Genomic DNA, 25,254 nt, shown 5'->3' with positions numbered 1-25,254 from the left:
CAGGACCAGCCCGCGGCGCAGGCCACAGGCTCAGGTGCCAACGATCCGACAGTCGCCGCCGGCTCTGGGGTGGCCACCCCAGAGCCGGCATCCCTCGCGGGACAGGGGCAATCTGACATGATTCGCTAATACAAGGTGCCCGCGTCAGAGGGCCTCGAAGGAGCCCTCCAGATGGCTCCGCGATCCCTGGAGGGCTCCTTCGAGGCCTCCGCTTCGCTCCGTCACCTCAGGATGAGGGGAGGGGTTGGGATCTCCGTTGCTCAGAACCGTCTTCCGTCGGAAATCGTGGGTCCGAATAAGCGGTTAAGCGTAATCCACCCCCACAAAGGTCAGCCCGGAAGCCGGCGCCAGCGGCCCGCATCGGCGCTTCTCGCCCGAGGCCAGGATGTCGGCCACGTCGTCGGCCGAAAGCCGTCCGCAGCCGGCGAGCATCAGCGTGCCGACCATGGCCCGCACCTGATGGTGCAGGAACGAGCGCGCGCAGGTCGTCACCACGATCTCCTCGTGCAAAGCCATGGTCGTACGCGCCACGTCGAGCCGTTCCAGGGTCCGCATCGGGCTGTTCGCCTGGCACTCGGCGGCGCGGAAAGCAGAAAAATCATGATGGCCGACGAGGCGCTGGGCGGCGCGATGCATCGCGTCCGGGTCGAGCGGCCAGGGCACCTGCCAGACTTGGGCGCGGGTGAGCGCAGCGGGGCTGCGGCGGTTGAGGATGCGGTAGCGGTAGTGCCGGCGGATCGCCGAATGGCGCGCGTCGAAGCGCGTCGGGACGATCTCCGCGGACAGCACGGCCACGGGAAGCGGCCGCAGATGGGCGTTGATGGCATCCCGCACCGTGTCGGTCCGCCAGTCCTTGGCGAGGTCGAGATGGGCGACCTGATGGATGGCGTGGACCCCGGCATCGGTCCGGCCGGCGCAGGTGAGCCGGGCATCCTCGCCGGAGAAGCGCGTCACCGCCGCCTCGATCGCCCCCTGCACCGTGAGTTCGTCGGCCTGACGCTGCCAGCCGCAGAACGGACCGCCGTCATATTCGATGACGAGCTTGTAGCGGGGCATCAGCCGAGGCTTGCGCCGGGCGCGATGCGCGCGCCGCGCACGAACTCGGCGCCGCTGGCGCTGCCGCCCTTGCCGGCCCGGCGCAGTTCCAGCAGCCGGACCGCGCCCGTGCCGCAGGCGACCAGCCCGTTCGCGTCGAGCAACGTCCCCGGCGCGCCCGCGCCCTCGTCAGCCGAAGCCCGGAGGACCTTGATCCGCTCCGGTCCCTTGCCGAGATCGACCGCGAAGAACGCGCCCGGGAACGGCGACAGGCCGTTGATGTGGTTCGCCACCGCATCGGCCGGACGCGACCAGTCGATCCGCGCCTCGTCGTTGCCGATCTTGTGCGCGTAGACGACGCCCTCGGTGGCTTGCGGCGTGAAGGTCAGGTCGTCGCGGCCGAGGCGTTCGAGGGCCTGGGACATCAGCGCGGCCCCCACCGGCATCAGAGCGTCGTGCAATTCGCCCGCGGTCATGCCGGGCGCGATCGGGATGCGCGCCTCCAGGGCCACCGGCCCGGTATCGAGGCCCGCCTCCATGCGCATCACGCCGACGCCGCTCTCGGCATCGCCGGCCATCACGGCGCGCTGAATCGGAGCGGCGCCGCGCCAGCGCGGCAGCAGCGAGCCATGCAGGTTGAGGCAACCGTGCTTGGGCGTATCCAGGATCGCCTGCGGCAGCAGCATCCCGTAGGCGACCACCACGGCGATGTCGGACGCGTGCCCGGCGAAGGTCGCGGCGGCCTCCGGGGTGCGCAGGCTCGTCGGCGTCAGCACCGGGATCCCGAGGCTGTCGGCCAGCGCGTGGACCGGCGAGGGCCGCAGGCTCATGCCGCGGCCGGCCTTGGCGGGTGCGCGCGTGTAGACGGCAACGATGTCGTGGCCGTCCTGCGCCAGCCGGGCCAGCGTCGGCACCGCGAAATCCGGCGTGCCCATGAAGACGACGCGCATCGGAATCAGGCCGCGTCGCGCTTGGCCGCCTTGGTGAAGCGCTTGATCACCCGGTCGCGCTTCAGCTTCGAGATGTGATCGATGAACAGCACGCCGTTCAGGTGGTCGATCTCGTGCTGAATGCAGGTCGCCAGCAGGCCGTCCGCCTCGATCTCCTGATCGTTGCCGTCGAGATCGCGGAACTTCACCCGGACGCGATCCGGCCGCTCGACCTCGGCGTAATATTCCGGGATCGACAGGCAGCCCTCGTCGTAGACCCGCTTCTCGTCCGAGGCCCAGATGATCTCCGGATCGATGAACACGCGCGCATCGCGCACGCCCTCTTCCTTCAAGGTGTCGATGGTCACGACCCGCTTGGCCACGCCGACCTGGATCGCCGCCAGCCCGACGCCCGGCGCGTCGTACATCGTCTCGAACATGTCGGCCACGAGGGTGCGGATCTCGGGCGTGATCGGCCCGACCGGATCGGAGATGCGGCGCAGGACGGCGTCGGGTAGGATGACGAGCGGGCGAATGGTCATGGCGGAAACCGGCAAGGGGAGCGCCACAGACGCGGACTCCGGGGATTTCCGAGGCAATATGGCGTGGGTCGAGGCCGGTCAAATACCGTTCGCGCTCCGGATGACGGGCGCGCTCAGAAGGCGGTGCGGCTGCGGATCGCCGCGGTGAGCGTCCCCTCGTCCAAATAATCCAGCTCGCCGCCGACCGGGACGCCGTGGGCCAGGCGCGTCACCTTGCGGTCGAGGTGCCGGATCGATTCGGTGAGGTAATGGGCGGTTGTCTGGCCGTCGACGTTGGCGTTCAGCGCCAGGATGATTTCCTTCACCGCGGGATCGGCCGCGCGCTCCACGAGGCTGGCGAGATTGAGGTGCTCGGGCCGGACGCCGTCCAGCGCCGAAAGCACGCCGCCGAGCACGTGGTAGCGCGCCTTGACGGCCCCGGACCGTTCCAGGGCCCAAAGGTCCGATACGTCCTCCACCACCACGAGGGTCGAGGGGTCGCGCTCGGCATCGCGGCAGATCGTGCACGGCTCGGAGGTGTCGACGTTGCCGCAACTGGTGCACACCACGATGCGCTCGGCCGCGACCCGCATGGCGTCGGCCAGGGGCGCGAGCAGCGTCTCGCGCTTCTTGATGAGCTGGAGCGCGGCCCGCCGCGCCGAGCGCGGTCCCAGGCCCGGCATCCGGGACAGAAGCTGGATCAGGCGCTCGATCTCGGGGCCGGCGACGGCTTGGGGCATCATGCCTCTTGGGCGGGGGCGAAGGTTTGCGGGACGTCCGGCAGGGCATAACGGCCGGCGGGCGTCGCGCAAGGGCGCATCTGCGCCCACCGTCGATATGGGTATTTCCGGCCCACTTTGCCGCCGCCGGAATTAAGAATAACCGGATCCGACTGGTTACAGCACGGGCTTGCTGCGCTCATCACTGTGGTCAAACCCGCGCGACCGCGTTGCAGGCCCCCGGCAAGACCCAGTAAGACGGCAACGCTTGGCCGCCTATCCAGTATGGGCGGTGCAGGCGACCGGGGAACGGTGATCCAGCGTGCGGCGGTCCTGTACGACCGCACGGACGTCCCCCGGGCAATCCCGGATGCCGCTGGCGTCCGGTCATGTCGCGTCGACGGCACGAACAGGGGCCCCGGGAGATACGCTCTTGACCAACATCGGTGATCACAACGCGGCCCACGATGCCGACGCGGCCGGCTTCCGCGCCCTGAAGGCCGTCCACTGGAATTTCGAGGCGCCGCGCCTCTACGAGGAGGCGCTCGCCCGCAAGGAAGGCCAGCTCGCCCGCGGCGGCGCCTTCGTGGCGACCACCGGCAGCCATACCGGACGCTCGCCCAAGGACAAGTTCGTGGTGCGCGACGCCACCACCGAGAACGAGGTCTGGTGGGACAACAACGGCGCGATCACGCCGGAGCAGTTCGCGACCCTGCATCAGGACTTCCTGAAGCACGCCGAGGGCAAGGAGCTGTTCGCCCAGGACCTCTACGGCGGCGCCGATCCGGCCCACCGGGTGAAGGCCCGGGTGTTCACCGAGTTCGCCTGGCACTCGCTGTTCATCCGCAACCTGCTGATCCGGCCGGACCGCTCCGAGCTCGCGGCCTACGTGCCGGACCTGACGATCATCGACCTGCCGAGCTTCCAGGCGGATCCCGCCCGGCACGGCTGCCGGTCCAAGACCGTGATCGCCATCGACTTTTCCAAGAAGCTCGTGCTGATCGGCGGCTCGGCTTACGCGGGCGAGATGAAGAAGTCGGTCTTCACCTACCTGAACTACATCCTGCCCGGCCAGCACGTGATGCCGATGCATTGCTCGGCCAACGCGGCGCTCGACGCCGAGGGCGGCTCGGCGATTTTCTTTGGCCTGTCGGGCACCGGCAAGACCACCCTGTCGAACGATAGCTCGCGCCAGCTGCTGGGCGATGACGAGCACGGCTGGTCGGACGAAGGCATCTTCAACTTCGAGGGCGGCTGCTACGCCAAGACGATCCGCCTCTCGCGCAACGCCGAGCCCGAGATCTACGCCACCACCGAGCGCTTCGGCACGGTGATGGAGAACGTGGTGATCGACCCGGTCACCCGCGTGCCGGATTTCGACGACGCCTCTCTCACCGAGAACACCCGCTGCGCCTACCCGCTCGACTTCATCGCCAATGCCAGCGCCACCGGTCGGGCCGGGCATCCGAAGAACATCGTGATGCTGACCTGCGACGCCTTCGGGGTGATGCCCCCGATCGCCAAGCTGACCGGCGCCGAGGCGATGTACCACTTCCTCTCGGGCTACACCGCCAAGGTTGCCGGCACGGAGCGCGGCCTGACCGGGCCTGAGGCGACGTTCTCGACCTGCTTCGGTGCGCCGTTCATGCCCCGGCACCCGAGCGTCTACGGCAACCTGCTCCGCGACCTGATCGCCGAGCACGACGTCGATTGCTGGCTGGTCAACACCGGCTGGACCGGCGGCGGCGTCGGCACCGGCCAGCGCATGCCGATCCGCGTGACCCGCCGCCTGCTCGCCGGCGCGCTCGATGGGTCGCTCGCCCAGGCCGAGTTCCGCCGCGACCCGTATTTCGGCTTCGCGGTGCCGGTCTCGGTCCCGGGCGTCGAGGCGGACATCCTCACTCCGGTCAAGACCTGGGGCAACAAGGGCGCCTTCGTCGAGACGGCGGCCCGGCTGGTGAAGATGTTCGACGACAACTTCAAGCGCTTCGAGGCCCATGTCGATTCCGACGTGCGCGCCGCCGGGCCGACCGCGCAGGCGATCGCCGCGTGAGTGAGACAGGGGCGGCCGCCTGGATGGCTGCCGCCCGCTGATCGTGCCAAGCCGCTTGGGCGGGTTGACGTCAGGTCCGATGCGAAGGAGTTCGGCGTGGCGGCAGACGGAACGCAGAGTGGAACGCTCGAAAGATATCGTCCAAAGCTTAGTAACTGCGATCGAGGTTCGCTCGGAAGCTTACCTCCCGGAACCCGCGTTGAACGATAAAGTGCGAATCAAAAATTTCGCGAACAATTTTAAATGTTGTATATCAATGCAATTTCAGAAAGAGGGCGCCAATATTATGGAAAAAGCGATACATCGTCTAAGCGTCGATGGTTGCATGGTGCGTCATTGATTTCGAAAAACGCGCAAATTCCGAGCTCGGCGGACTCGACGGGTTAGGAGTTCTTGCTAATTTGCTCCTGCTCGTGATCTGCGGGAGTTCTGCCTTGTTGAGGCGCGTTAATTTTCTTACAATGATTTTAATTTACTCGGTGCCCATACAGTTGCATGCGGCGAATTATTCAAAAGATAACGGCTGGCCGCTGCCTGAAAAGCGAGTGATACTGGATCTCACTGGAGATCCGGCATATCCAGTCAAACTCAAGGTCGGTCTTGTCCTGCCTCCGGGTCCAGGCCCATTTCCGCTCGTCATCTGGAATCACGGCAGCAACGGAAGAAAAGGCACCATAGACGAAAAATTTGTCGTCGAAGAGGCTAACGCTCATCTAAATATGGGCGTGTACTACTTCCTATCACGAGGTTACGCGGTCGCATTGCCGCTCTTGCGTGGGTTCGGCCACTCAGGCGGTTCGATTGATCGAACACGATGTCGTCCCGATGATTTGGGACTTCACGCGGCGGCCGATATCGAAGCCGTGCTCGATCAACTCGGGAAGCGACCTGAGATCGATGCGCGGCGTGTCGTGGTTGCGGGTGTAAGCATGGGGGGGTGGAATTCCCTCGCTGTGGGCACGCTCCAAGACGCTCGTGTGGCGGGGATCATCAGCTTCTTCGGCGGCGTTCGGTCATCACCTTGTTCCGACGACGGCGCGTTACTCGTACAAAGTACCCGCCGTTTCGGCTCCGCAAGTCGCGTACCATCGCTTTGGCTATATGGTGAGAACGACAGTTTCTTCCCAATGCCGCTCTGGCAGGCCATGCATCGCGCCTATGTCGAGCAAGGTGGAAAAGCCGAGGTTCTAAATTTCGGGCCTTATAAATCCGACTCTCATCGTCTGCTGTCTGACGGAAGCAGTGTCTATATATTCGGTCCATCTGTCGATAAGTTTTTGAATAAGTTAGGTCTTCCGAGTCAAAAACTGTTTTCAGATTATGTGCCGGGACCGCCGCTTCCGTCGACACATTATTCTGCGCTTGATGATATCGAAGCGGTGCCCTTCCTCAGCAACGAAAATCGGGAAGACTATAGACGATTTCTCAAGTCCCCGAGCCCACGTGTTTTCCTTATCGCACCGAACAAGGCTGTGAGTTGGTACTCGGAAGGGTTTGATCCGCTGGCTAGGGGGCTTGCAACGTGTGAAGCGCTCGGGATCGAGTGTTGGCCTTATGCTTACAACAACGACGTTGTATGGGCGCATTCGACACCTGCACCACCACCAACGCAGTTCGCCAAGATCGAAGATGCCGCCGCTTTGCCCTACGTGAATGACGCTGGCCGCAATGCATACAAGCAGTTCTTGACCCTCTCGCGCCCCCGCGCCTTCGTCATTGCACCGGATGGTCGTTGGGCGTGGTCAGCAAGCACGCCCGACCCGGTTGCGGCCGCATTGGCCCTGTGCGGCAAACGAGGCCCCCCGGATTGCCATGCCTATGCAGTCGACGGGGCGGTCGTGTGGCCCGAATCGGCAGCGATCACGCACTGAGGTGATCGCGCTGCTAAACGGGATTGGGCATCCGAGGCGGGGCGAACGAACCGATCACGCCAGCCCCTTGAGCAGCTTCGCGAGCAGCGCATTCAACGTGCGCTGCTCGTCGTTCGTCAGGGCCGCCAGGATGCCGCGCTCGGTCGCGACATGGGCCGGCAGCATGGCGTCGATCAGCTCCTTGCCCGAGGCGGTCAGCGCGACGAGGGTGCCTCGCCGGTCGGTCGGGTGCTTCTGCCGCGCGATCAGGCCGGCCTTTTCCAGGCGGTCAATTCGCGCGGTCATCCCGCCCGATGAGATCATTGCCGCGTCGCACAGCGCCGTCGGGGTCAGCGCGTAGGGCGCGCCCGACCGCCGCAAGGTCGCGAGCACGTCGAATTCACCCTGCTGGAGACCGAAGCCCGCGAAGGCCGGATTGAGCCGGTCGCGGAGGATGACCTGTGCCAACTCGGTCAGCCGACCCAGAACCTCCATGGGAAACGGATCGAGATCGGGCCGCTCGCGGCGCCATTGCGCGACGGCGCGGGCCGCACGGTCCTCGAATGGCGCCATCTCACGCTCCCTGATATCTTGACGTCAAGATACTTTGCGTCGAGATTTTAGGCACTGCGGGTCCGGCAGGCAATCGCTCCGGCCCGTTTGCCGGACGTGGAGAAACGCCATGGGTGCGACAGCCTCGACAATCACGCCTGCGGTCGCGCCGACGGCTTACGGTCTGCTGCTGTCGACCGGGTTCCTGCTGGGGCTGACCACCGTCATGGCCGGCCTCGCCAGCGGTCTCGGCTGGCATCCGATCAGCTTCCTGTTCTGGTCCGCGTTGGGCGGCGGGCTGGTCCTGGCGACCTTCGCGGGCTTGGCGGGCGAGAGGCTGAAACCGTCCTCGACCCTCCTCCGCTACGGGCTGCAGGCGGGCATGTTGAGCTTCGCCTTGCCGAACATCCTGTCTTTCGCGGCGATCCCACATGTCGGGGCCGGCTTCGTCGCGCTCTGCCTCGCTTTCCCGCCGCTCCTGACCTACGGCCTCGCGCTGATTCTCGGGATGGATCGGGTCTCGGTCCAAGGCGTGGTCGGCATGGGTCTCGGGCTCGGCGGCGCGGTGCTGTTCGCGGCCTCGCGACTCACCGGTGCGGAGGGTGGAGGGCTATGGGCCGGGCTCGCGCTGGCGGCGCCGGTCAGCGTGGCCGCCGGCAACATCTATCGCACGGTCGCGTGGCCCGCTGATACGTCGCCGGGCCTGCTGGCGCCGGTGATGGTCTTGACCGCCGCCGTGATGATCGGGGCCTACGCCATCCTGGCCGCCGTGCCGCTCTTCGCGGTGCCTGCGACCTGGACCTTAGCGCTGCTGCCGATTCAGGCCGCAATCATCGCCGCGACCTACGGCCTGTTCTTCGTTCTTCAGAAAGTGAGCGGCCCGGTCGGGCTCAGCCAGATCGGCTGGATCGGGGCGATCACCGGCAAAGGGCTGGCGGTGGCGTTGCTGGGCGAGAGCTTCCCGCCGATCCTCGCGCTGGCGATCCCACTCATCCTGGCCGGAATCGTCCTGGTCAGCCGACGGCCGCGTTGACGAAGACGCAGCACGCGATTGCTGGACCGGCCTTTTCAATGCTCGCCCTCATCAACCTTCGAGGCCGAGCGATCTTCGATCGCCCGGCACCTCAGGATGAGGGGAGAGATTCGGAGATCCGTGGCTCCGAACCCGTATCCCGGGGCCCCTAGAACGGCAGCTTCATCCCGGGCGGCAGGGGCAGACCCTTGGTCAGTTCGGCCATGCGCTCCTGCATGGTCGCCTCGGCTTTGCCGCGGGCGTCGTTGCAGGCGGCAACGATCAGGTCCTCGAGGATCTCGCGCTCGTCGGCCACCATCAGGGACGGGTCGATGGTGACGCCCTTCATCTGGCCCTTGGCGCTCATGGTCACTCGCACGGAGCCGCCCCCGGAGGCGCCGGTCACCTCGATCTCGTCGAGCTCCGCCTGCAGGGATCCCATCTTCTCCTGCATGGCCTGAGCCTGCTTCATGATGCCCATCAGGTCGCGCATGCAGTCCTCTCGTCGCGTGTCGGTGAGTCTACGTGGGTATGACAGGAGCCGCCTGCCATGTGCGGCCGGCCGCGCGCGCCTCAGAAGTCGTCGTCGGGGGCTTCATCGGCCGGCACCGGGTCGCCGTCGCCGGTGATCGCCTGATCGGGCGTCGGCAGCGGCGCAGTCTCGCGCACGTCCACGATCTCGGCGCCGGGGAAGCGCGTCAGCACCTCGCGGACGAACGGGTCGGCCGCCGCGTTCTCGCGCCGCGTCTCTGTGGCAGCCTTCACGGTGGCGTCGAGGGTCGGTGCGCCCTCTTCCTTCGAGATCGAGACGACCCAGCGCTGGCCGGTCCAGCGCAGGAGCGCGGCGGCGATGTCGGTGGCGAGCGTCGCCCGGCCGCCAGGTGCCAATCGGAACTCGATCCGCCCCTCCTCGAAGCGCACGAGGTGGACGTCGCGCTCCAGCGCGGTCTTCAGCAGGATGTCGCGGTTGGCATCGGCCAGCGCCACCACGTCCTCATAACGGGTGAGGCGCGGCGCGGGTGGAGCGGCGGGACGCTCTGCCGGGGCCGCCATCGCGATCGGGGCCGGCGCCGAGGCCGGCATCGCCACGGGCGCCGCCGCGGGGGCGGCGACCGGCATCGGCCTCGGTGCGGTGGCGACGGCGGTCTGGCCACCGCCGCGCAGGTCGGGGATCGGCGGCAGGGAGGGGCGGGCGGATGGAGGCGCTCCCTCCTCGGGCGACGCCGCTGCGGCTTCGGCCTTCAACTGGCGCAAAGCCTCGTCGGGGGTGGGCAGGTCGGCCGCGTAGGCGAGGCGCACGATCGCCATCTCGGCCGCCGCCAGCGGGCGCGGCGCGGCCTGGACCTCGGGGATCGCCTTGAGCAGGATCTGCCAGGCCCGCGACAGAGCGCGGATCGACAGCTTTTCCGCGAACTGGCCGCCGCGGACCCGCTCGGTCTCGCTCAGCGTCGGATCGGACGCGGTCTCGGGCACGAGCTTGAGCCGGGTCACGAGATGCGTGAACGCGGCAAGATCGGACAGCACCACCGACGGGTCCGCGCCGGAATCGTACTGCGCCCGCAACTCGGCGAAGGCCGCCGGCACGGCACCGCGCATCACCGCCTCGAACAGGTCGAGGATCCGGGCCCGGTCGGCGAGCCCGAGCATGTCGCGCACGCTCTGGGCCGTGACCGCGCCGGCCCCGTGGGCGATGGCCTGGTCGAGGAGTGAGAGCGCGTCGCGCACCGAGCCCTCGGCGGCGCGCACGATGGCGCCCAACGCCTCGTCCTCGGCCTCGACTTTTTCCGCCGCGCAGACCTTGGCGAGATGCGCGTGCAGGATCGGGGCCTCGACTCGGCGCAGGTCGAAACGCTGGCAGCGTGACAGGATCGTCACCGGGACCTTGCGGATCTCCGTGGTGGCGAACACGAACTTGGCGTGGGGCGGAGGCTCCTCGAGCGTCTTCAGGAAGGCGTTGAACGCCTTCTCGGAGAGCATGTGGACCTCGTCCACGATGTAGACCTTGTAGCGCGCCGAGACCGGCCCGTAGCGGATGCCGTCGATGATCGCGCGCACGTCGTCGATGCCGGTATGCGAGGCGGCATCCATCTCCAGCACGTCCATGTGCCGGGATTCCATGATCGCGGCGCAGTGCAGCCCGAGCTCCGGCATCGACACGGTCGGCCCGGTATCGGGAACGCCGGCGCGAGCATAGTTGAGGCCGCGGGCGAGGATGCGGGCGGTGGTGGTCTTGCCGACCCCGCGCACGCCGGTCAGCATCCAGGCCTGGGGAATGCGGTTGGCCGCGAACCCGTTGGCCAGGGTCCGGACCATCGCGTCCTGGCCGATCAGGTCGCCGAAATTGGTGGGTCGGTATTTCCGCGCGAGCACCCGATAGGGCGTCGCCGCGCTGGCGGGGCTTGCGAACCCGGGCAGGCCCGGCTCGTCGTCAGGCGTGCCGGTCGAAGCGTCCATGCCGTGTCGGGTCGGGCTTCCGAGCGCCAAGAAACGAGACAAAATGAGGTGGGAGGCTGGACGAAGACCCGCTCGGTCTCGTTAGGGCTGCTTCCTTCCGGACCTGACCCGGTTGGCGAGTGAAACGTCCCTCGCCAACCCCCCGCCGGCTATATGGCCGGGCTCTCGGACGAACGCAAGCGCCGGCTACTCGGCCTTGCGCTTGACCACAGCCAGGGTCTTGGGATCGAGCTTCAGGTCGAACTGCTTGCCGTTGGAATCCACCGCGTCGTCGACCTCGATCATCCCGTCATCCAGCTCGATCTCCTTCCACGTGGTGAAGCCCTCCTGGCGGAGCACTGCCTCGACCTTGGCCTGCTGGTCCGGCGGCAGTTTTTCGTCGGCCCGGGCGGTGGCGGTGACGCCGGCGGCGAGGGTGAAGGCGAGCAGGGGGATGGTGAGGCGCATGGCGGTCTCCGGTTTTTATCGCGTGCCGGCTTTGAACAGGAAGACCGCGCCCGGGTTCCGCGCGAACCGCGATCCTCTTGAGCCCGCTTCGATTTTCCAGCACAGCTAAGGTTGCCCGTCGCGCCGCTCCGGCTCCGGGGCCCAGGACTGCCGACCTATGGTCACACGCGTCGCCACCGTGGCGTTCGAGGGGATCGAGGCCCGGTCCGTCGATGTGCAGGTCCAGATCATCCCGGGCAACGTCGTGTTCAACGTGGTCGGCCTGCCCGACAAGGCGGTGGGGGAATCGCGCGAGCGGGTACGGGGCGCCCTGATCGCCTCCGGGCTGGCACTGCCGGCCAAGCGCATCACCGTCAACCTCGCCCCGGCCGACCTGCCGAAGGAGGGGTCGCATTACGACCTGCCGATCGCACTCGGCGTCATGGCAGCGATCGGGGCGATCCCGGCCGACGCGCTCTCCGGCTATTGCGTGCTCGGCGAGCTGGCGCTGGACGGCAGCATCACGGCGGTGAACGGCGTGCTGCCGGCGGCCATCGCGGCGGGAGCCCGCGGCCTCGGGCTGATCTGCCCGGCATCCACCGGGTCCGAGGCGGCCTGGGCCGGGGGCGATCTCGACGTGCTCGCCCCGCGCTCGCTGATCCAGCTCGCCAACCACTTCAAGGGCAGCCAGGTCATGGCCCGGCCGGAGCCTTCCGTGGCCGGTCTGGCGGGGCCGCTGCCGGACCTGTCCGACATCAAGGGCCAGGAGGGCGCCAAGCGCGCCTTGGAGATCGCAGCCGCCGGCGGCCACAACCTGTTGATGAACGGGCCGCCCGGCTCCGGAAAATCGATGCTCGCCGCCCGGCTGCCGTCGATCCTGCCGCCGCTCACGCCCCGGGAACTGCTCGACATCTCGATGATCCAGTCGGTGGCCGGCGAGCTGAAGGATGGGGCGCTCTCGAACCGCCGGCCGTTCCGGCAGCCGCACCATTCCGCCTCGATGGCGGCGCTGGTCGGCGGCGGCCTCGGGGCTCGGCCCGGGGAGGTGTCGCTCGCCCATGGCGGGGTGCTGTTCCTCGACGAGCTGCCGGAGTTCACCCCGCAGGTGCTCGACAGCCTGCGCCAGCCGATGGAGACCGGCGAGGTGATGATCGCCCGGGCGAACCACCGGGTGACCTATCCCGCCCGCTTCCAGCTCGTCGCGGCCATGAACCCGTGCCGCTGCGGCCAGGGGCTGGAGCCGGGCTATGCCTGCCGGCGGGGGCCGAACGCGCGCTGCATGGCGCAGTATCAGGCGCGGATCTCCGGGCCGATGCTCGACCGGATCGACCTGCGCATCGAGGTGCCGGCAGTCACGGCCGCCGACCTGATCCTGCCGCCGCCGGCCGAGGGCTCCCGCGAGGCCGCGGCCCGGGTCGCCGCCGCCCGCACACTCCAGACGACGCGCTACGCCGCCCGGGCCCTGCCGGCCGCCACCACCAATGCAACCTGCCCGGCGAATCTGATCGAGGAGGTCGCGAGCCCCGACGCCGAGGGCACGGCGCTGATCCGGCAGGCGGCCGAGAGCATGCGGCTCTCCGCCCGCGGCTTCCACCGGACCCTGCGGGTGGCGCGCACGCTCGCCGATCTCGACGGGGAGGCGCAGGTGCGGCGGCTGCACCTGGCCGAGGCCTTGTCCTATCGCGGCCGGGGCGACGCGTCGGCGGCGGCCGCGTGAGCGCGGAGCTGACGATCACGATCGGCCAGGCCAGCGAAGCCGGCCGCAAGGAGGCCAATCAGGATTTCCACGGCGTCCTGGTGCCGTCGCCGCCGGCGCTCGGCCTGAAGGGTATCGCGGTGGCGCTCGCCGACGGGATCAGCAGCAGCGCGGTCGGCGCCCTGGCGAGCGAGACCGCCGTCAAGAGCTTCCTCAGCGACTTCTACGCCACCCCCGACACGTGGTCGGTGAAGTCCTCGGCGCAGCGGGTGATCGCGGCGACGAATTCCTGGCTCTACGCCCAGACACGACGCGGCCTCGATCCGCACGATGCCGACAAGGGCTACGTCACCACCTTCAGCGCGCTGGTGCTGAAGGCGCGCACCGCGCACCTCTTCCATGTCGGCGATGCCCGGATCTGGCGGGTGGCCGGCCGGTCGCTGGAACAGCTCACCGAGGATCACCGGGTCGTGGTCTCGGCCGCGGAATCCTATCTCGGCCGCGCCTTGGGGGCGGGCGGGCATGTCGAGATCGACTACCACACGGTGAGCATCGAGGCCGGCGACGTCTTTGTGCTCACCACCGACGGCGTCCACGAGCATGTCCGCCCGCGGGACGTGGCAGCCATGATCGCGGCGGCCGGGGACGATCTCGATTCTGCCGCACGGGCGATCGTGGAAGCAGCCTACGAGGCCGGCAGCCCGGACAACCTGACCGTCCAGATCGTGCGGATCGACTCCGTACCGGAGGGCGAGCCGGCCGACCTGCTCGGCGGGGTCGAGGGGCTCGATCCGGCGCCGCTGCTCGATCCACCGGCCGAGTTCGACGGCTATCGGCTGCTGCGGACCCTGCATTCCGGTCCGCGCAGCCGGGTCTACCTGGCGGTCGATGCGGAGACGGGGGACCAGGTCGCGCTGAAGGTTCTGTCGCTCGACCTGCGCGACGACCTGGCCCAGCGCAAGCGCTTCGCCCTGGAGGAATGGATCGCCCGGCGGATCGACAGCCCGCACGTGCTCAGGGCCCATCCGCAGACGCGCCGACGCAGCCACCTCTACACGGTCATGCGCTACGTCGAGGGCCAGACCCTGACCCAATGGATGCGCGACCACGCGGCCCCAGAGCTGGAGGCGGTGCGCTGGTTGATCGAGCAGCTCGCCAAGGGCGTGCAGGCCTTCCACCGCCGGGAGATGGTCCACCAGGACCTGCGGCCCGACAACGTCCTGATCGACAAAGCCGGGACCGTCCAGGTCATCGATTTCGGCGCCACCAAGGTGGCCGGCGTGGTCGAGGGCGATCCGCGGATCGACGCCGCCGAGATTTTAGGGACGGTGCAGTACACGGCCCCCGAATGCTTTCTGGGCGAACCCTCGACCTCGTCCTCCGACATCTTCTCGGTGGGCGTGATCGCCTACCAGATGCTCACCGGCCGGCTGCCCTACGGCGATCGGGTGCCCCGGGCGTTGACCCGGGCCGCCCAGCGCAAGCTCCGCTACGCCTCGGCCCGGGGCGTCCGGCCGCTGCTGCCGGCCTGGGTCGACGGAGCGCTGCGCAAGGCGGTGCATCCCGATCCCGCCCGGCGCTACCAGGCGCTCTCGGAATTCGTCCACGACCTCCGGCATCCCAACCCGGCCTTCACGGAGACGCGCCGGGCCTCGCTGCTGGAGCGGGACCCGCTGCTGTTCTGGCGGCTGCTGTCGCTGGTGCTGGGGCTCATAGCGCTGACGCTGGCCGGCATTCTGATCGCCCACCCGCCCCAGTGACGTGTAATAGCCTGTTTGACCGGCCTTTCCCATCCGCGCCCTCATCCCGAGGCGGCTTCACACGTTTCCCCTTGATGCCAACGCTTTGAAAAATGGGCGGTTTTCCCTTCCCCCTTGCGGGGAGGGGTCAGGGGTGGGGGTGGTGCAGGATCGAATGGAACGGTGCCTTCTGCACCACCCCCACCTCCAACTCCTCCCCGCAAGGGGGAGGAGAGCGCGTCGCGTCTCGCCCGAATCGCTGTGCCAAACACCTTGAAAGGGCTGAGGCTCTAAGGTTCAGCCGTCGAGCTCCGGATACCGGCGAAAGATCCCGTCCTCGTTGAACGGGATGCGCCGGTCGCTCGCGAGGTAGGCGGCGATGCGCGGGCGCCGCGCCACCGCCTCGTGCAGCCGCGCCACGTAGCGCGTATCGCGCAAAGCCGCGGCGGACGCCTTCGGGAAGGCGTAGCGCAGGCCTGCGACGAGCTGGAACAGGGACAGGTCAGCATAGGACAGCCTTGAGCCGACAAGGTGCTCGCCGCCGTTGGCCGTCAGCACGAGCTCGAAATAGCTGAGGAGTTTGGGAATGCGCTCCTCGCGAAAACCCTGGGCCCGGCGCAACGCCTCCGGCTTCTGGTCGGCGTAGTACAGGCTGACGCCCAGGGGATGGTGGGTGTCGTGCGCCTCGTTCACCGCATCCGCGATGGTGAGCTGGAGCTGGTGCGTCCAGATCCGGTCCGTCTCGGACTCGCCGACGAGGCCGAGGCGCGGCCCGAGGTAGAGCAGGATGGCAGCGGTCTGGCCGATCACGACGGCGCCGTCGCGCAGGAACGGCGGCGCGAAGGGCGGGCGTGGGTTCTGGGGATCGGCGAGGCGGTCGAGCATCGGCGCGATGCCGCCGTCTTCATCGTCCCGACGCGCCACGTCGACATAGTCGGCGCCGGATTCTTCGAGGGCGAGGCGGACGAACTCGCCGCGCCCCTGGATCATCGGCCAGTAGTGAAGCTCGTAGGGCATCGCATCTCCTCGACCGAGTGCTCGACCGAGACAGTTCACCCCAAGCGGGCTGTTCCCGCTCAGTTGGCCGGGGATTCGCTGTCCAAAACCTTCTCGGGCGGCGGCTCGGCGCTGGCGACGGCCTTGTGGGCCAGCATCGGCTGGAGCCGCTCGGCGAGCTGCTGGTCGAGATGCTTGACGTAGGCGCCCTTGAAGTAGCGCTCGCCGGTCCGCGCGCCGTAGATCCGGTCATGGGCCTGGATCATCGCGGCGACCTCCGGGCGGCACAGGAAGCCGGTGATGCCCACGGCCTCGTACCAGTGCCCGGCCCGGGCCTCGGCCGTCGCCTTCGGGTTCGCCAGCACGGTGTCGGCGAAGCATTCCGTCGCCGCCTGCCGCAACGGGGCCAGGGCCTTCTCGGCCTCCGCCTGGTTCACGACCGGAGTGGCCGGGTGGCGGTGGGGACGGGCCTGCGCCGTCGAAGCGAGCGCGAGGACGGCGAAGGTGGCGAGGATCGTGGACTTCATGCGGGCGGCCTCGTCGGGTGTCCGAACGGCGTTCAGCATTCCCTCATGAATGCGTCGGGATCGGGGCTGAAGGGCCGCTGCATCCGCCCGATCTCGGGCAAGATGCGGACCATTTCGCGACCGTGACCGCGCTGCCTCAGCCCCGCCGCTCGGCTTTCCAGCGGCCGCGGCATGCGAGGGCGCCGGAGGCGACCCAGGTGCCGGTCCCGAACCCGTCCGGGCCGAGGCGGCCGGCGACGTTGGCGGTGGCGATGCCGCTCGCGATAGAGCCGCGCACCACGCCGTTGCGGGCGACGCTGCCCTGCACGACGAAGGCGGTGCCGATGAACCGGGCCTGCCCGTGCTCGATCCGCACCGGATAGCGATAGGCCCGGTCGCAGGCGCCGGATTCGGTGAGGATCTCGACGCTCCAGGTGCCGTCGAACCGGTCCGGTATCGGGACGCCGCGGGGGACGGCCTCCGCGGGGATCGTGCATCCGAGGATCAGGGCGGTGCCGATCAGGCACCCGAAGCGGTTTCGGCTCATGGCAGGGGACGAGGCAGGCGCGTTTCGATGTGGCTTACTGGGCCGCCGGCGGGCGCATGGCGGCGCGCAGCGCTTCGTTGAGCAGAACCACCAGATCGCAGCCGACATGCAGGAAGGCGTGCACGCCCGCCGCCTTCAGCGGATCGAGCAGATCCGTCGGTTTGCCGGCAAGGTAGATCGTGCCGGCCCCGGCCTGCTTCAGCGCCTCCGCGGCCGGCACGGCCTGCTCGGCGTAGATCGCGTCCGTGGAGCAGATGCAGACGAGCGCGGCGCCGGACTCCCGGAACGCCGTCGCGAGGGCTGCCGGATCGGTGAAGCCGTCATTCGACAGCGCCTCGATGCCGCCGGCCGCGAAGGCGTTGGCCGCGAAGGTCGCCCGGGCATTGAAGGCCGAGACCGAGCCGAGATTGGCGAGGAACACGGCCGGCCGGCGGCCGGTCTTGGCGAGGTAGGCATCGGAGGCGTCGCGCAACGCCTCGAAGGGCTCCGCGAGACGGATCGAGGGCAGCGCATCGCAGGCGACCGCCGAGCCGGAGCCGAAATTCGAGCTGGGTCCGGCCGTGACCGGCTTCACGTCGAGGACCGTGACCGGCTTCTCGGCGAGGTTCGGGAATTCGCTCGCGCCGGTCAGCGGCTCGCGGCGGGTCGCCACGGCCTTGGCCCGGGCCTCGCGGGTCAGCTCGATGCGCCGCTGCAGCTTGCCGACGCTGAGCGAGGCGACGATGCCGCCCTCGGCCTCGATCGCCTGGAACGCCGCCCAGGCCGCCTCGGCGAGCTGATCGGTCAGGGCCTCGAAGCCGCCCGCGCCGGCGGCCGGGTCGCTCACCCGGGCGAGGTGCGATTCCTCCAGCAGGACGATCTGGCTGTTGCGCGCCACCCGGCGGGCGAAGGCGTCGGGCAGGCCGAGGGCCAGGGTGTAGGGCAGGACCGTGACCGCATCGGCGCCGCCCATGCCGGCCGAGGCGGCGGCCATGCCGGTGCGCAGGATGTTCACGAACGGGTCGCGCCGGGTCATCATCCGCCAAGCGGTCTCGGCGTGGAGGCGCAGGGGCTTCGGCTCCAGCCCGCAGGCCTGCTCGATCCGGGCCCAGAGCCGGCGCAGGGCGCGGAACTTCGACACCGTGACGAACTCGTCGGCATCGGCGGCGAGCAGCACGGAGATCCGGTCGCGGGCGGTGGCGAGATCGTGACCGGCCGCTTCCAGGGCGCGCAGGTAGGTGACCGCGGTGGCGAGCACGGCGGCGAGTTCGGCCGCCTCGCCGGCGCCGGCCTCGTGGTAGGGGCGTCCGTCGGCCACGAAGGCCCGGCCGTTGAAGCCCGCCGCTTCAAGATCCGAGACGGTGGCAGCCAGCCGCGGGGCGATCTCGCTCCAGACCGCGCCGAGGCTGCCGGTGGCGGCGAGCGTCCCGACCGGATCGATGCCGAGGTCGAGATCGTAGCTGGACAGGTCCTCGCCCCGGTGTGCCGCCAAGCCCTTTATCAAGCCGGCGACTTCGAGGCCGCGGGCGCCGGCGTCGAGGCGCAGGGCGATCAGCGGCAGCATCACGCCCTTCAGAACGGCGTCGAGATCTTCGACAGTCTGGGCGGTCAGGCCGTAGCCGCGGGCGGCGAAGGAGCCGGCAAACACCAGGGCCAGCGCGTCGGTGCCGCCTTCGAGGTCGGTCATCGCCTGGGCGTTGGCGGCGGCGATCTCCGGATGGTCGACCCGCTGGGAAACCCGCCAGGGTCCCGGCTCGCGGAAGGGCTGAACGGTCGGCTCGGCCCGGGGGTAGAGCGGTTCGATCCGCAGGCCGTCGCTCGTCCGGGAGACCAGCCGCTTCTCGAAATCGGCGCCCTTCAGGACATTGTCCACGAGGCCGAGCCAGCGCGCCCGGTCGGCGGGCTCGAACAGGTCGGCGAGCTTTGTGTCTTCCATCGGAACGTCCCTGGGCGCGGCGTCTTGTGCACCGCTTTCAGGGACGTGCGTCGCATGCCGCTCGGCCGGAGGCAATCGCCCGACGGCTGAGGATTGTTATCCGAGGATGATCAGCCCGGCGAAGCCCAGCGCGCCGACGATGATCCGCCACCAGGCGAACAGCCGGAACCCGTGGCGGGACACGTAGTCGAGCAGAACCCGCACCACGAACAGGGCCGAGAGGAACGATACGACGAAGCCGATCACGATCAGGCCGACATCGTCGCGCGACAGGAATTTGTAGTTGTCGAACAGGTCCTTGGCGAAGGCGCCCGCCATGGTCGGCATCGCCAGGTAGAACGAGAACTCGGTGGCGGAGCGCTTGTCGGCGCCCATCAGCATCGCGCCGACGATGGTCGCGCCCGAGCGCGACACGCCCGGGATCATCGCGAGGCACTGGAAGATGCCGATCTTCAGGTCCATCGGCAGGGTGAAGTCGTAGACGTCGGTCTTCTTCACCTCGAGGTCGGTGTCGTCGATGACCAGCAGCACCAGGCCGCCGGCGACCAGGGTCGCGCAGACGATCCACGGGTTGAACAGGTAGGCCTTGATCACCTTCGAGAAGAGGCCGCCGATGATCGCGGCCGGCAGGAACGCCACCAGGATGCCGATCACGAAGCGGCGAGCCTGCGGGTTGGTCGGCAGCGCGGTGGCGATGCCGATCAGCCGGCGGAAATACACCGCCAGGATCGCCAGGATCGCCCCGAGCTGGATCAGCACCTCGAAGGTGTTGTTGGGCGAGTGAAAGCCGATGAAGTGGCCGACCAGGAGCTGGTGACCGGTGGACGAGACCGGGATGAACTCGGTCGCGCCCTCCACGAGGGCGAGCAGGATCGCCTTGCCGATGCTTACCGGATCCATTGTCGAGCCTCGCGCCGCGGGCGCACGACTGCCCGTCTTGGGTGCATCGCGCGCCATTGGGAAATTGCGCCCGGAGGCATCGCCCATCAGGGTTGACGGGCAGTTACCGGAACAGGCCGCGCGTGTTAAGGGCTCGGCAACGATCGAGCAATAACGCTCGCTTTGAAGTCCTGCGCGCCGAAGTCCTGCGCGCCTGGGCCGACGACCGGCGCGGGACTGGCCGCGCCGTCAGACCGAGCAGTCCTGACGGCCAATGGCGACCCTCTACCACTTCCCCTTCTGCGCGAATTCCCGGTTCATCCGTCTCGTGCTGGCCGAGATGGGCCTGGAACCGACGCTGTTCGAGGAGCGCCCCTGGGAGCGCCGGGACGACTTTCTGCTGATCAATCCGGCCGGGTCGACGCCCGTGCTGCTGGAGCAGACCGGCCTGGTGGTGCCGGGCGCGGGAGTCATCGCCGAATATCTCGACGAGACCCGTGGCCTCGGCCTCTCCGGGCGGCGGATGCTGCCGGACGATACGGTGGAGCGGGTCGAGGTCCGGCGCCTGCTCGACTGGTTCCTGATCAAGTTCGACTCGGAAGTGACCGGCTACCTGGTCAACGAGAAGATCTCGAAGCGCTTCATGTCGGCCCACGAGGGCGGCGGCCCGCCCGACATGAACGCGATCCGGGCGGCGCGGACCAACGTCCGCTACCACCTCAAGTATATCGGCTACCTGATCGCCCGCCGCCGCTGGATCGCGGGCGACAACCTGACCTATGCCGATCTCGCGGCGGCCGCCCACCTCTCCTGTGCCGACTACCTGGGCGATGTCCCGTGGGACGAGGACGAGATGGCCCGCAACTGGTATGCTCGGGTCAAGTCGCGGCCCTCGTTCCGGGGGCTGCTGGCCGACCGGGTGGCGGGTATGCCGCCGGCGGCCCATTACGCGGATCTGGATTTCTGAGCTCACGACGGACCTCTTTCGGCGCCGACCTGCGCCGCCTCGTCGAGGCGCGGGCGCAGCATCTCGGCTTCTGCGGGCTTCGGATCACCCGACCCGACCGCCTGCCGGACCTGCCCGGCCGCCTGACGGCCTGGCTCGAAGACGGCGCCCACGGCACGATGGACTGGATGGAAGAGCGCGCCGACCAGCGCGCCAGCCCGGTCGGCCTGTGGCCTGGCCTGCGCAGCATCCTGGTGCTCGCCATGAGCTACCGCCCGGACGACGACCCCCTCGACCTCGTGACCCGGACGGACCGCGGCGCCGTCGCGGCCTACGCGCGGCGACGGGACTATCACGAAGTTTTGAAAGGCCGGCTGAAGGAGCTGGGCGGGTATCTATCCGCCAAGGGCGACGTCCGGGTGAAGGTGTTTTGCGACACCGCGCCGGTGATGGAGAAGACCCTGGCCGAGGCCGCCGGGCTCGGCTGGCAGGGCAAGCACACGGTCCTGCTGTCGCGGGACCACGGCAACTGGCTTCTGCTCGGGGCGATCTACACCAGCGCGGAGTTCGAGCCCGATGAACCCGGACGCGGCCATTGTGGCTCCTGCCGCGCCTGCCTCGACATCTGCCCGACCGATGCGTTCCCGGCGCCCTACCGCCTCGATGCGCGGCGCTGCATCTCCTATCTCACCATCGAGCATGCCGGGCCGATCGCGGAGGAATTCCGGACGGCGATCGGCAACCGCGTGTTCGGCTGCGACGACTGCTTGGCGGTCTGCCCCTGGAACAAGTTCGCCCGCACCGCCGCCGATGCCCGGCTGGCGGCCCGGGCCGATCTCGCGGCGCCGGCGCTGGCCGATCTCGCCGAATTGGACGATGGGTCCTTCCGCAAACTCTTCGCGGGCACGCCGGTGAAGCGCACCGGCCGGGACCGATTCCTTCGCAATGTCATGATCGCGGTCGGCAATTCCGGCGATCCGCGACTCGCGGATTCCGCGATCGCGCGGCTGGACGATGATTCCTCGCTGGTGCGCGGCATGGCGGTCTGGGCCTGTGGGCGGTTGCTGGAGCCCGACGCCGTGCAGGCCCTGCATCGGCAGCACGCGCCGGCCGAGACGGATTCGCATGTGCGCGACGAGTGGAGCGCCGCCACCGCCTTGACGGAAACCCGGGCCGGGGAGACATCCCCGGCATGAATCTCTTCGTCTTCGGGCTCGGCTTCACCGGCCGCCGCTTCGCCGAGCGGGCGCGCGACCGCTTCCAGACCGTGCGCGCCACCGTCACCGATCCGGCGGCCGCTGCGCGGCTGACCGCAGAGACCGGCTTCGCCCTACGCGCCTTCGGGCCGGAGGCCGACGATCCTCGCATCGCGGCCGATCTCGCCGACACGGACGCCCTCTTGGTCTCGGCGCCGCCCTCCGAGCAGGGCGACCCGGTGCTGCGGCGCTACGCGGAGGTGATCGCGACGAGCCGGATCGGCTGGATCGGCTACCTTTCGACCATCGGCGTCTACGGCGACCAGGGTGGCGCCTGGATTGACGAGACGACGCCGGCCGCGCCGCGCAGCGCCCGGTCGAAGGTCAGGCTCGAGGCCGAGGCGGCCTGGCTCGATCTCGGCGCCCGGACCGGGAAGGCCGTGCAGGTGTTCCGGCTGTCGGGCATCTACGGGCCAGGGCGCAACCCGATCGTGAAGCTGCGCGAGGGCCGGTCGCAGCGCATCGTCAAGGCGGGCCAGGTGTTCAACCGCATCCACGTCGACGACATCGCCACGACGCTGCTGGCCTCGCTGGATCGCCCGCGGCCGGGGGCGGTCTACAACGTCACCGACGACGAGCCGACGCCGCCGCAGACCGTGACAGAGCACGCCGCCGCCCTCGCCAACCTGCCGCTGCCCCCCGAGATCGACTTCGAGACCGCCGACCTGTCGCCGATGGCGCGCAGTTTCTACGGCGAGAACAAGCGCGTGCGGAACCGGCTGATCCGGGACGAGCTCGGCGTCACGCTGGCCTATCCGACCTATCGCGAGGGCTTGGCCGCGCTGAAGGACCAGGCCTGATCAGGCTTCGAGGTGGCGCGGCCGGATGAGACGGCGGAGCAGGCCGCCGCGCGGGCCGGCGAGCATCGAGACGAGGTAGAGCGCACCGGCCGCCAGCACGATCGCCGGGCCGCTCGGCAGGTCGAGATGATACGACAGGCTGAGGCCCGACACGCTGGCGATCACCGCGATCAGCATCGAGACCGGGATCAGGCCGCCGAGGTCCCGCGCCCAGAACCGGGCCGCCACCGCCGGCAGCAGCATCAGGCCGACCGCCAGCAAAGTCCCGAGCGCCTGGAAGCCGCCCACGAGGTTCACCACCACCAGCGCCAGGAAGGCGAGGTGCACCGGGCCACCGCTGCGGCTCACCGTGCGCAGGAACAGCGGATCGACGCATTCCATGACCAAGGGCCGGTAGATCACAGCGAGCGCCACCAGCGTCAGCGTGCTGATGCCGCCGAGCAGGATCAGGGCGGCGTCGTCGAGCGCCAGCACCGAGCCGAACAGGAAGTGCATCAGGTCGATCTGCGAGCCGCGCAGGGACACCAGCAGCACGCCGCCGGCCAGCGAGATCAGGTAGAAGGCCGCGAGATTGGAATCCTCCCGCACCACCGTGGCCCGGGTGACGGCGCCGGCGAGCAAGGCCACGACCAGACCGGCGACCAGTCCGCCCAAGGTCATCGCCGGCAAGGACAGGCCGGCGACCAAAAATCCCGCCGCGGCGCCGGGCAGGATCGCGTGGCTCATCGCGTCGCTCATCAGGCTCATCCGGCGCAGGGTCAGGAACACCCCGACCGGCGGCGCCGAGACCGACAGCGCCAGGCAGCCCGCCAGCGCCCGGCGCATGAAGCCGAACTCCACGAAGGGCGCGAGGATCGGCCCGAACGGATCGATCACGCGGCGTCCTCGTGGTGATGGTGATGGCTGTCCGGGCCGTGGTCGTGCCCGTGCGCGCCGGGCTTCGTAGGGCCGATACACACCGCGGCATCCTCGTCCCAGGCTTCAGAGAGATTGCGCGCACGCGCCAGATTCTCCGGTGTGAGCACCCGGGCGGTCGGCCCCCAGGCCACGGCCTCGCGGGCGAGCAGGAGCGTCGTCGGGAAATGCTCGCGCACCTGGGCGAGATCGTGCAGGGCGGCGATTACGGTGCGTCCTTGGCCGTGCCAGAGCTGGATCAGCGTTAACAGGTCCTCGACGGTGCGGTTGTCGATGCCGGTGAACGGCTCATCGAGAAGCACCACCGGGCAATCCTGCAGGATCAGCCTTGCGAACAGGGCCCGCCGGAACTGGCCGCCCGAGAGGGTGCTGATTGGCCGGGCCTCGAATCCGCCGAGCCCGACCGCGTCGAGGGCCGCCCCGATCTCCGGCCGCCACCGCTCCAGGCTGCGCCAGGACCCGGCCTTGCGCCACAGACCCATCCCGGCGAGGTCCATGACGCTCAACGGGAAGCTGCGGTCGATCTCGTCGGCCTGGGGCATGTAGGCGAGGTCACCGGAGCGATCGATACGCCCCTCCAGGCAGCGGATCTCGCCGGCCATCCCTTTGAGCAGGGTCGACTTGCCGGCACCGTTCGGCCCGACCAGCGCCAGCAGGTCGCCGGCGCGCACGGTCCCCGACAAATGGTGGACCGCCGGATGCCGATCGTAGCCCAGGGTCAGGCCGACCAAGCGGATCGGATCCTGTGTCGACGGACGGATGCTCATGCGGCGAGCGCCCAGGCGATCACCAGCCAGACCACAGCCGAGAGGCTCGCGGCAAGGGCGAGGCGCGGGCCGATGCCGCTGCGGAACAGGGATCGCGGGGCCACGTGTCGTGAACTAGAGGTGGTGGACAAGATGTCCTCGTCGCGCGCTCGGGCCGGCGCGGGGACCCGTCGGGCACTGGCATGGTCCGGGGCCGCGGTGATACACTGTAACAAACCCGCCGGACAACCGGCGGTTTTCCGGTTGGAGCAATCATGCACCGTCACGAGAGTCACGACGCGTGCCATACAGGCGTCGGCGACATGCTCGCCCGGGCGGAGGCCGTCTGCCGCGAGCGTGGGCTGCAATTCACGCCCCTGCGCCGCGAGGTGATGGAGGCGGTGGCCGAGGCTGGCAAGGCGCAGGGCGCCTACGACATCGCCGAGACGCTCAGCGCGCCCGGCAAGCGGGTGGCGCCGGTCTCGGTCTACCGCGCCCTCGACTTCCTGATGCAACAGGGGCTGGTCCACCGGATCGCCAGCCGCAACGCATTCATCCCCTGCGCCCATGGGCACGCCCCGGGGGAGGGGGTGGTGTTTCTGATCTGCCGCACCTGCGGCGGCGTCGACGAGGCCTCGTCGGGGGAGCTGGAGGACGGTCTCGACCGCACCCTGAAGCGGGCGGGCTTCACGCCGGCCCACACCATCCTGGAGGTCGAGGGCGATTGCGGGGCCTGCCGGGAGCGCCAGCAAGCCGGCTGAA

At 69.0% G+C, this 25,254-nt stretch carries 26 protein-coding genes and 1 other RNA gene; 9 read left to right on the top strand and 18 right to left on the bottom strand.

Annotation, left to right across the window (positions count from 1 at the left end):
- Nucleotides 1-303: 303 nt before the first annotated feature.
- The 4 genes from truA to recR all read right to left on the bottom strand — a co-directional run bounded on the left by truA (nt 304) and on the right by recR (nt 3,225).
- Entirely contained in the window at nt 304-1,056 is a 753-nt protein-coding gene (truA, locus tag MKL20_RS14190; RefSeq protein WP_244037204.1) for a tRNA pseudouridine(38-40) synthase TruA, read from the bottom strand.
- Complete coding sequence (fmt, locus tag MKL20_RS14185) at nt 1,056-1,991, bottom strand: methionyl-tRNA formyltransferase (protein WP_244037209.1); 936 nt, start codon at nt 1,989-1,991, stop codon at nt 1,056-1,058. Before fmt ends, truA begins: the two co-directional genes overlap by 1 nt.
- On the bottom strand, nt 1,991-2,506 hold the full coding sequence (gene def / locus MKL20_RS14180; RefSeq protein ID WP_244037203.1) for a peptide deformylase: 516 nt from the start codon (nt 2,504-2,506) through the stop codon (nt 1,991-1,993). The genes fmt and def overlap by 1 nt, the downstream gene beginning before the upstream one ends.
- Nucleotides 2,507-2,619: 113 nt before the next feature.
- Nucleotides 2,620-3,225 carry a recombination mediator RecR gene (gene recR / locus MKL20_RS14175; protein ID WP_244037202.1) on the bottom strand — a complete coding sequence of 202 codons (606 nt, stop codon included), beginning with the start codon at nt 3,223-3,225 and terminating at the stop codon, nt 2,620-2,622.
- A 412-nt stretch (nt 3,226-3,637) separates the two neighbouring features.
- Between recR and MKL20_RS14170 the strand changes: the two genes are divergently transcribed.
- Nucleotides 3,638-5,257, top strand: coding sequence for a phosphoenolpyruvate carboxykinase (locus MKL20_RS14170; RefSeq protein WP_244037201.1), 1,620 nt, complete (start codon nt 3,638-3,640; stop codon nt 5,255-5,257).
- Between the two features lie 317 nt (nt 5,258-5,574).
- On the top strand, nt 5,575-7,128 hold the full coding sequence (locus MKL20_RS14165; RefSeq protein ID WP_244037200.1) for a dienelactone hydrolase family protein: 1,554 nt from the start codon (nt 5,575-5,577) through the stop codon (nt 7,126-7,128).
- A gap of 54 nt (nt 7,129-7,182) precedes the next feature.
- Here MKL20_RS14165 and MKL20_RS14160 read toward each other — a convergent pair whose 3' ends face one another.
- Nucleotides 7,183-7,680 carry a MarR family winged helix-turn-helix transcriptional regulator gene (locus tag MKL20_RS14160; protein WP_244037199.1) on the bottom strand — a complete coding sequence of 166 codons (498 nt, stop codon included), beginning with the start codon at nt 7,678-7,680 and terminating at the stop codon, nt 7,183-7,185.
- A 109-nt stretch (nt 7,681-7,789) separates the two neighbouring features.
- Between MKL20_RS14160 and MKL20_RS14155 the strand changes: the two genes are divergently transcribed.
- On the top strand, nt 7,790-8,692 hold the full coding sequence (locus MKL20_RS14155; RefSeq protein ID WP_244037198.1) for a DMT family transporter: 903 nt from the start codon (nt 7,790-7,792) through the stop codon (nt 8,690-8,692).
- 148 nt (nt 8,693-8,840) lie between these two features.
- Here MKL20_RS14155 and MKL20_RS14150 read toward each other — a convergent pair whose 3' ends face one another.
- The 4 genes from MKL20_RS14150 to MKL20_RS14135 form a co-directional block, all read right to left on the bottom strand.
- Complete coding sequence (locus MKL20_RS14150) at nt 8,841-9,164, bottom strand: YbaB/EbfC family nucleoid-associated protein (protein ID WP_243944965.1); 324 nt, start codon at nt 9,162-9,164, stop codon at nt 8,841-8,843.
- Nucleotides 9,165-9,244: 80 nt separating this feature from the next.
- On the bottom strand, nt 9,245-11,125 hold the full coding sequence (locus MKL20_RS14145; RefSeq protein ID WP_244037197.1) for a DNA polymerase III subunit gamma/tau: 1,881 nt from the start codon (nt 11,123-11,125) through the stop codon (nt 9,245-9,247).
- 46 nt (nt 11,126-11,171) lie between these two features.
- Nucleotides 11,172-11,270, bottom strand: an RNA gene (ffs, locus tag MKL20_RS14140) — signal recognition particle sRNA small type.
- A 41-nt stretch (nt 11,271-11,311) separates the two neighbouring features.
- The gene (locus tag MKL20_RS14135) at nt 11,312-11,572 is read right to left on the bottom strand and encodes a PepSY domain-containing protein (RefSeq protein ID WP_244037196.1); all 261 of its coding nucleotides are present in this window, start codon (nt 11,570-11,572) and stop codon (nt 11,312-11,314) included.
- 157 nt (nt 11,573-11,729) lie between these two features.
- Between MKL20_RS14135 and MKL20_RS14130 the strand changes: the two genes are divergently transcribed.
- Together MKL20_RS14130 and MKL20_RS14125 are read left to right on the top strand one after the other, a co-directional pair.
- Nucleotides 11,730-13,268: a YifB family Mg chelatase-like AAA ATPase gene (locus tag MKL20_RS14130; protein ID WP_244037195.1), complete on the top strand. Its 1,539-nt coding sequence runs from the start codon at nt 11,730-11,732 to the stop codon at nt 13,266-13,268.
- Nucleotides 13,265-15,007 (top strand): bifunctional protein-serine/threonine kinase/phosphatase, encoded by a 1,743-nt coding sequence (locus MKL20_RS14125; protein WP_244037194.1) that lies wholly within the window; start codon nt 13,265-13,267, stop codon nt 15,005-15,007. Before MKL20_RS14130 ends, MKL20_RS14125 begins: the two co-directional genes overlap by 4 nt.
- A 276-nt stretch (nt 15,008-15,283) precedes the next feature.
- Here the strand turns inward: MKL20_RS14125 and MKL20_RS14120 are convergent, their stop codons facing one another.
- From MKL20_RS14120 to MKL20_RS14100, 5 genes are all read right to left on the bottom strand, one after another.
- On the bottom strand, nt 15,284-16,003 hold the full coding sequence (locus tag MKL20_RS14120; RefSeq protein WP_244037193.1) for a glutathione S-transferase family protein: 720 nt from the start codon (nt 16,001-16,003) through the stop codon (nt 15,284-15,286).
- A 59-nt stretch (nt 16,004-16,062) separates the two neighbouring features.
- The gene (locus MKL20_RS14115; protein ID WP_244037192.1) at nt 16,063-16,509 is read right to left on the bottom strand and encodes a hypothetical protein; all 447 of its coding nucleotides are present in this window, start codon (nt 16,507-16,509) and stop codon (nt 16,063-16,065) included.
- A 136-nt stretch (nt 16,510-16,645) separates the two neighbouring features.
- Nucleotides 16,646-17,035 carry a hypothetical protein gene (locus MKL20_RS14110; protein WP_244037191.1) on the bottom strand — a complete coding sequence of 130 codons (390 nt, stop codon included), beginning with the start codon at nt 17,033-17,035 and terminating at the stop codon, nt 16,646-16,648.
- Between the two features lie 34 nt (nt 17,036-17,069).
- The gene (locus MKL20_RS14105; RefSeq protein WP_244037190.1) at nt 17,070-18,950 is read right to left on the bottom strand and encodes a methylmalonyl-CoA mutase family protein; all 1,881 of its coding nucleotides are present in this window, start codon (nt 18,948-18,950) and stop codon (nt 17,070-17,072) included.
- Nucleotides 18,951-19,046: 96 nt separating this feature from the next.
- Nucleotides 19,047-19,850 (bottom strand): undecaprenyl-diphosphate phosphatase, encoded by an 804-nt coding sequence (locus MKL20_RS14100; RefSeq protein ID WP_244037189.1) that lies wholly within the window; start codon nt 19,848-19,850, stop codon nt 19,047-19,049.
- 253 nt (nt 19,851-20,103) lie between these two features.
- Between MKL20_RS14100 and MKL20_RS14095 the strand changes: the two genes are divergently transcribed.
- The gene (locus MKL20_RS14095; protein ID WP_243966410.1) at nt 20,104-20,796 is read left to right on the top strand and encodes a glutathione S-transferase family protein; all 693 of its coding nucleotides are present in this window, start codon (nt 20,104-20,106) and stop codon (nt 20,794-20,796) included.
- A gap of 2 nt (nt 20,797-20,798) precedes the next feature.
- Here MKL20_RS14095 and MKL20_RS33150 read toward each other — a convergent pair whose 3' ends face one another.
- Nucleotides 20,799-20,948: a hypothetical protein gene (locus tag MKL20_RS33150; protein ID WP_244037210.1), complete on the bottom strand. Its 150-nt coding sequence runs from the start codon at nt 20,946-20,948 to the stop codon at nt 20,799-20,801.
- Between MKL20_RS33150 and queG the strand changes: the two genes are divergently transcribed.
- Both queG and MKL20_RS14080 read left to right on the top strand, forming a co-directional pair.
- On the top strand, nt 20,880-21,971 hold the full coding sequence (gene queG, locus MKL20_RS14085; protein ID WP_244037208.1) for a tRNA epoxyqueuosine(34) reductase QueG: 1,092 nt from the start codon (nt 20,880-20,882) through the stop codon (nt 21,969-21,971). The two genes, MKL20_RS33150 and queG, sit on opposite strands and share 69 nt — an antisense overlap.
- On the top strand, nt 21,968-22,831 hold the full coding sequence (locus MKL20_RS14080; protein WP_244037188.1) for an SDR family oxidoreductase: 864 nt from the start codon (nt 21,968-21,970) through the stop codon (nt 22,829-22,831). The genes queG and MKL20_RS14080 overlap by 4 nt, the downstream gene beginning before the upstream one ends.
- On the opposite strand, the gene MKL20_RS14075 is transcribed toward MKL20_RS14080, so the two are convergent.
- Genes MKL20_RS14075 through MKL20_RS32980 form a run of 3 tightly spaced genes read right to left on the bottom strand, consistent with a single transcriptional unit; the run spans nt 22,832 to nt 24,644 of the window.
- Nucleotides 22,832-23,656 (bottom strand): metal ABC transporter permease, encoded by an 825-nt coding sequence (locus MKL20_RS14075; protein WP_244037207.1) that lies wholly within the window; start codon nt 23,654-23,656, stop codon nt 22,832-22,834.
- 47 nt (nt 23,657-23,703) lie between these two features.
- Nucleotides 23,704-24,513, bottom strand: coding sequence for a metal ABC transporter ATP-binding protein (locus MKL20_RS14070; protein WP_244037187.1), 810 nt, complete (start codon nt 24,511-24,513; stop codon nt 23,704-23,706).
- Nucleotides 24,510-24,644 carry a hypothetical protein gene (locus MKL20_RS32980; protein WP_279594748.1) on the bottom strand — a complete coding sequence of 45 codons (135 nt, stop codon included), beginning with the start codon at nt 24,642-24,644 and terminating at the stop codon, nt 24,510-24,512. The genes MKL20_RS14070 and MKL20_RS32980 overlap by 4 nt, the downstream gene beginning before the upstream one ends.
- A 123-nt stretch (nt 24,645-24,767) precedes the next feature.
- On the opposite strand from MKL20_RS32980, the gene MKL20_RS14065 reads away from it, so the two are divergent.
- Entirely contained in the window at nt 24,768-25,253 is a 486-nt protein-coding gene (locus tag MKL20_RS14065; RefSeq protein WP_243966405.1) for a transcriptional repressor, read from the top strand.
- Nucleotide 25,254 lies beyond the last annotated feature (1 nt).

Origin of the sequence: Methylobacterium sp. E-066, assembly GCF_022829635.1 — a bacterium.
Lineage (GTDB): Bacteria > Pseudomonadota > Alphaproteobacteria > Rhizobiales > Beijerinckiaceae > Methylobacterium.
This window is presented reverse-complemented; position numbering and strand designations above follow the sequence as displayed.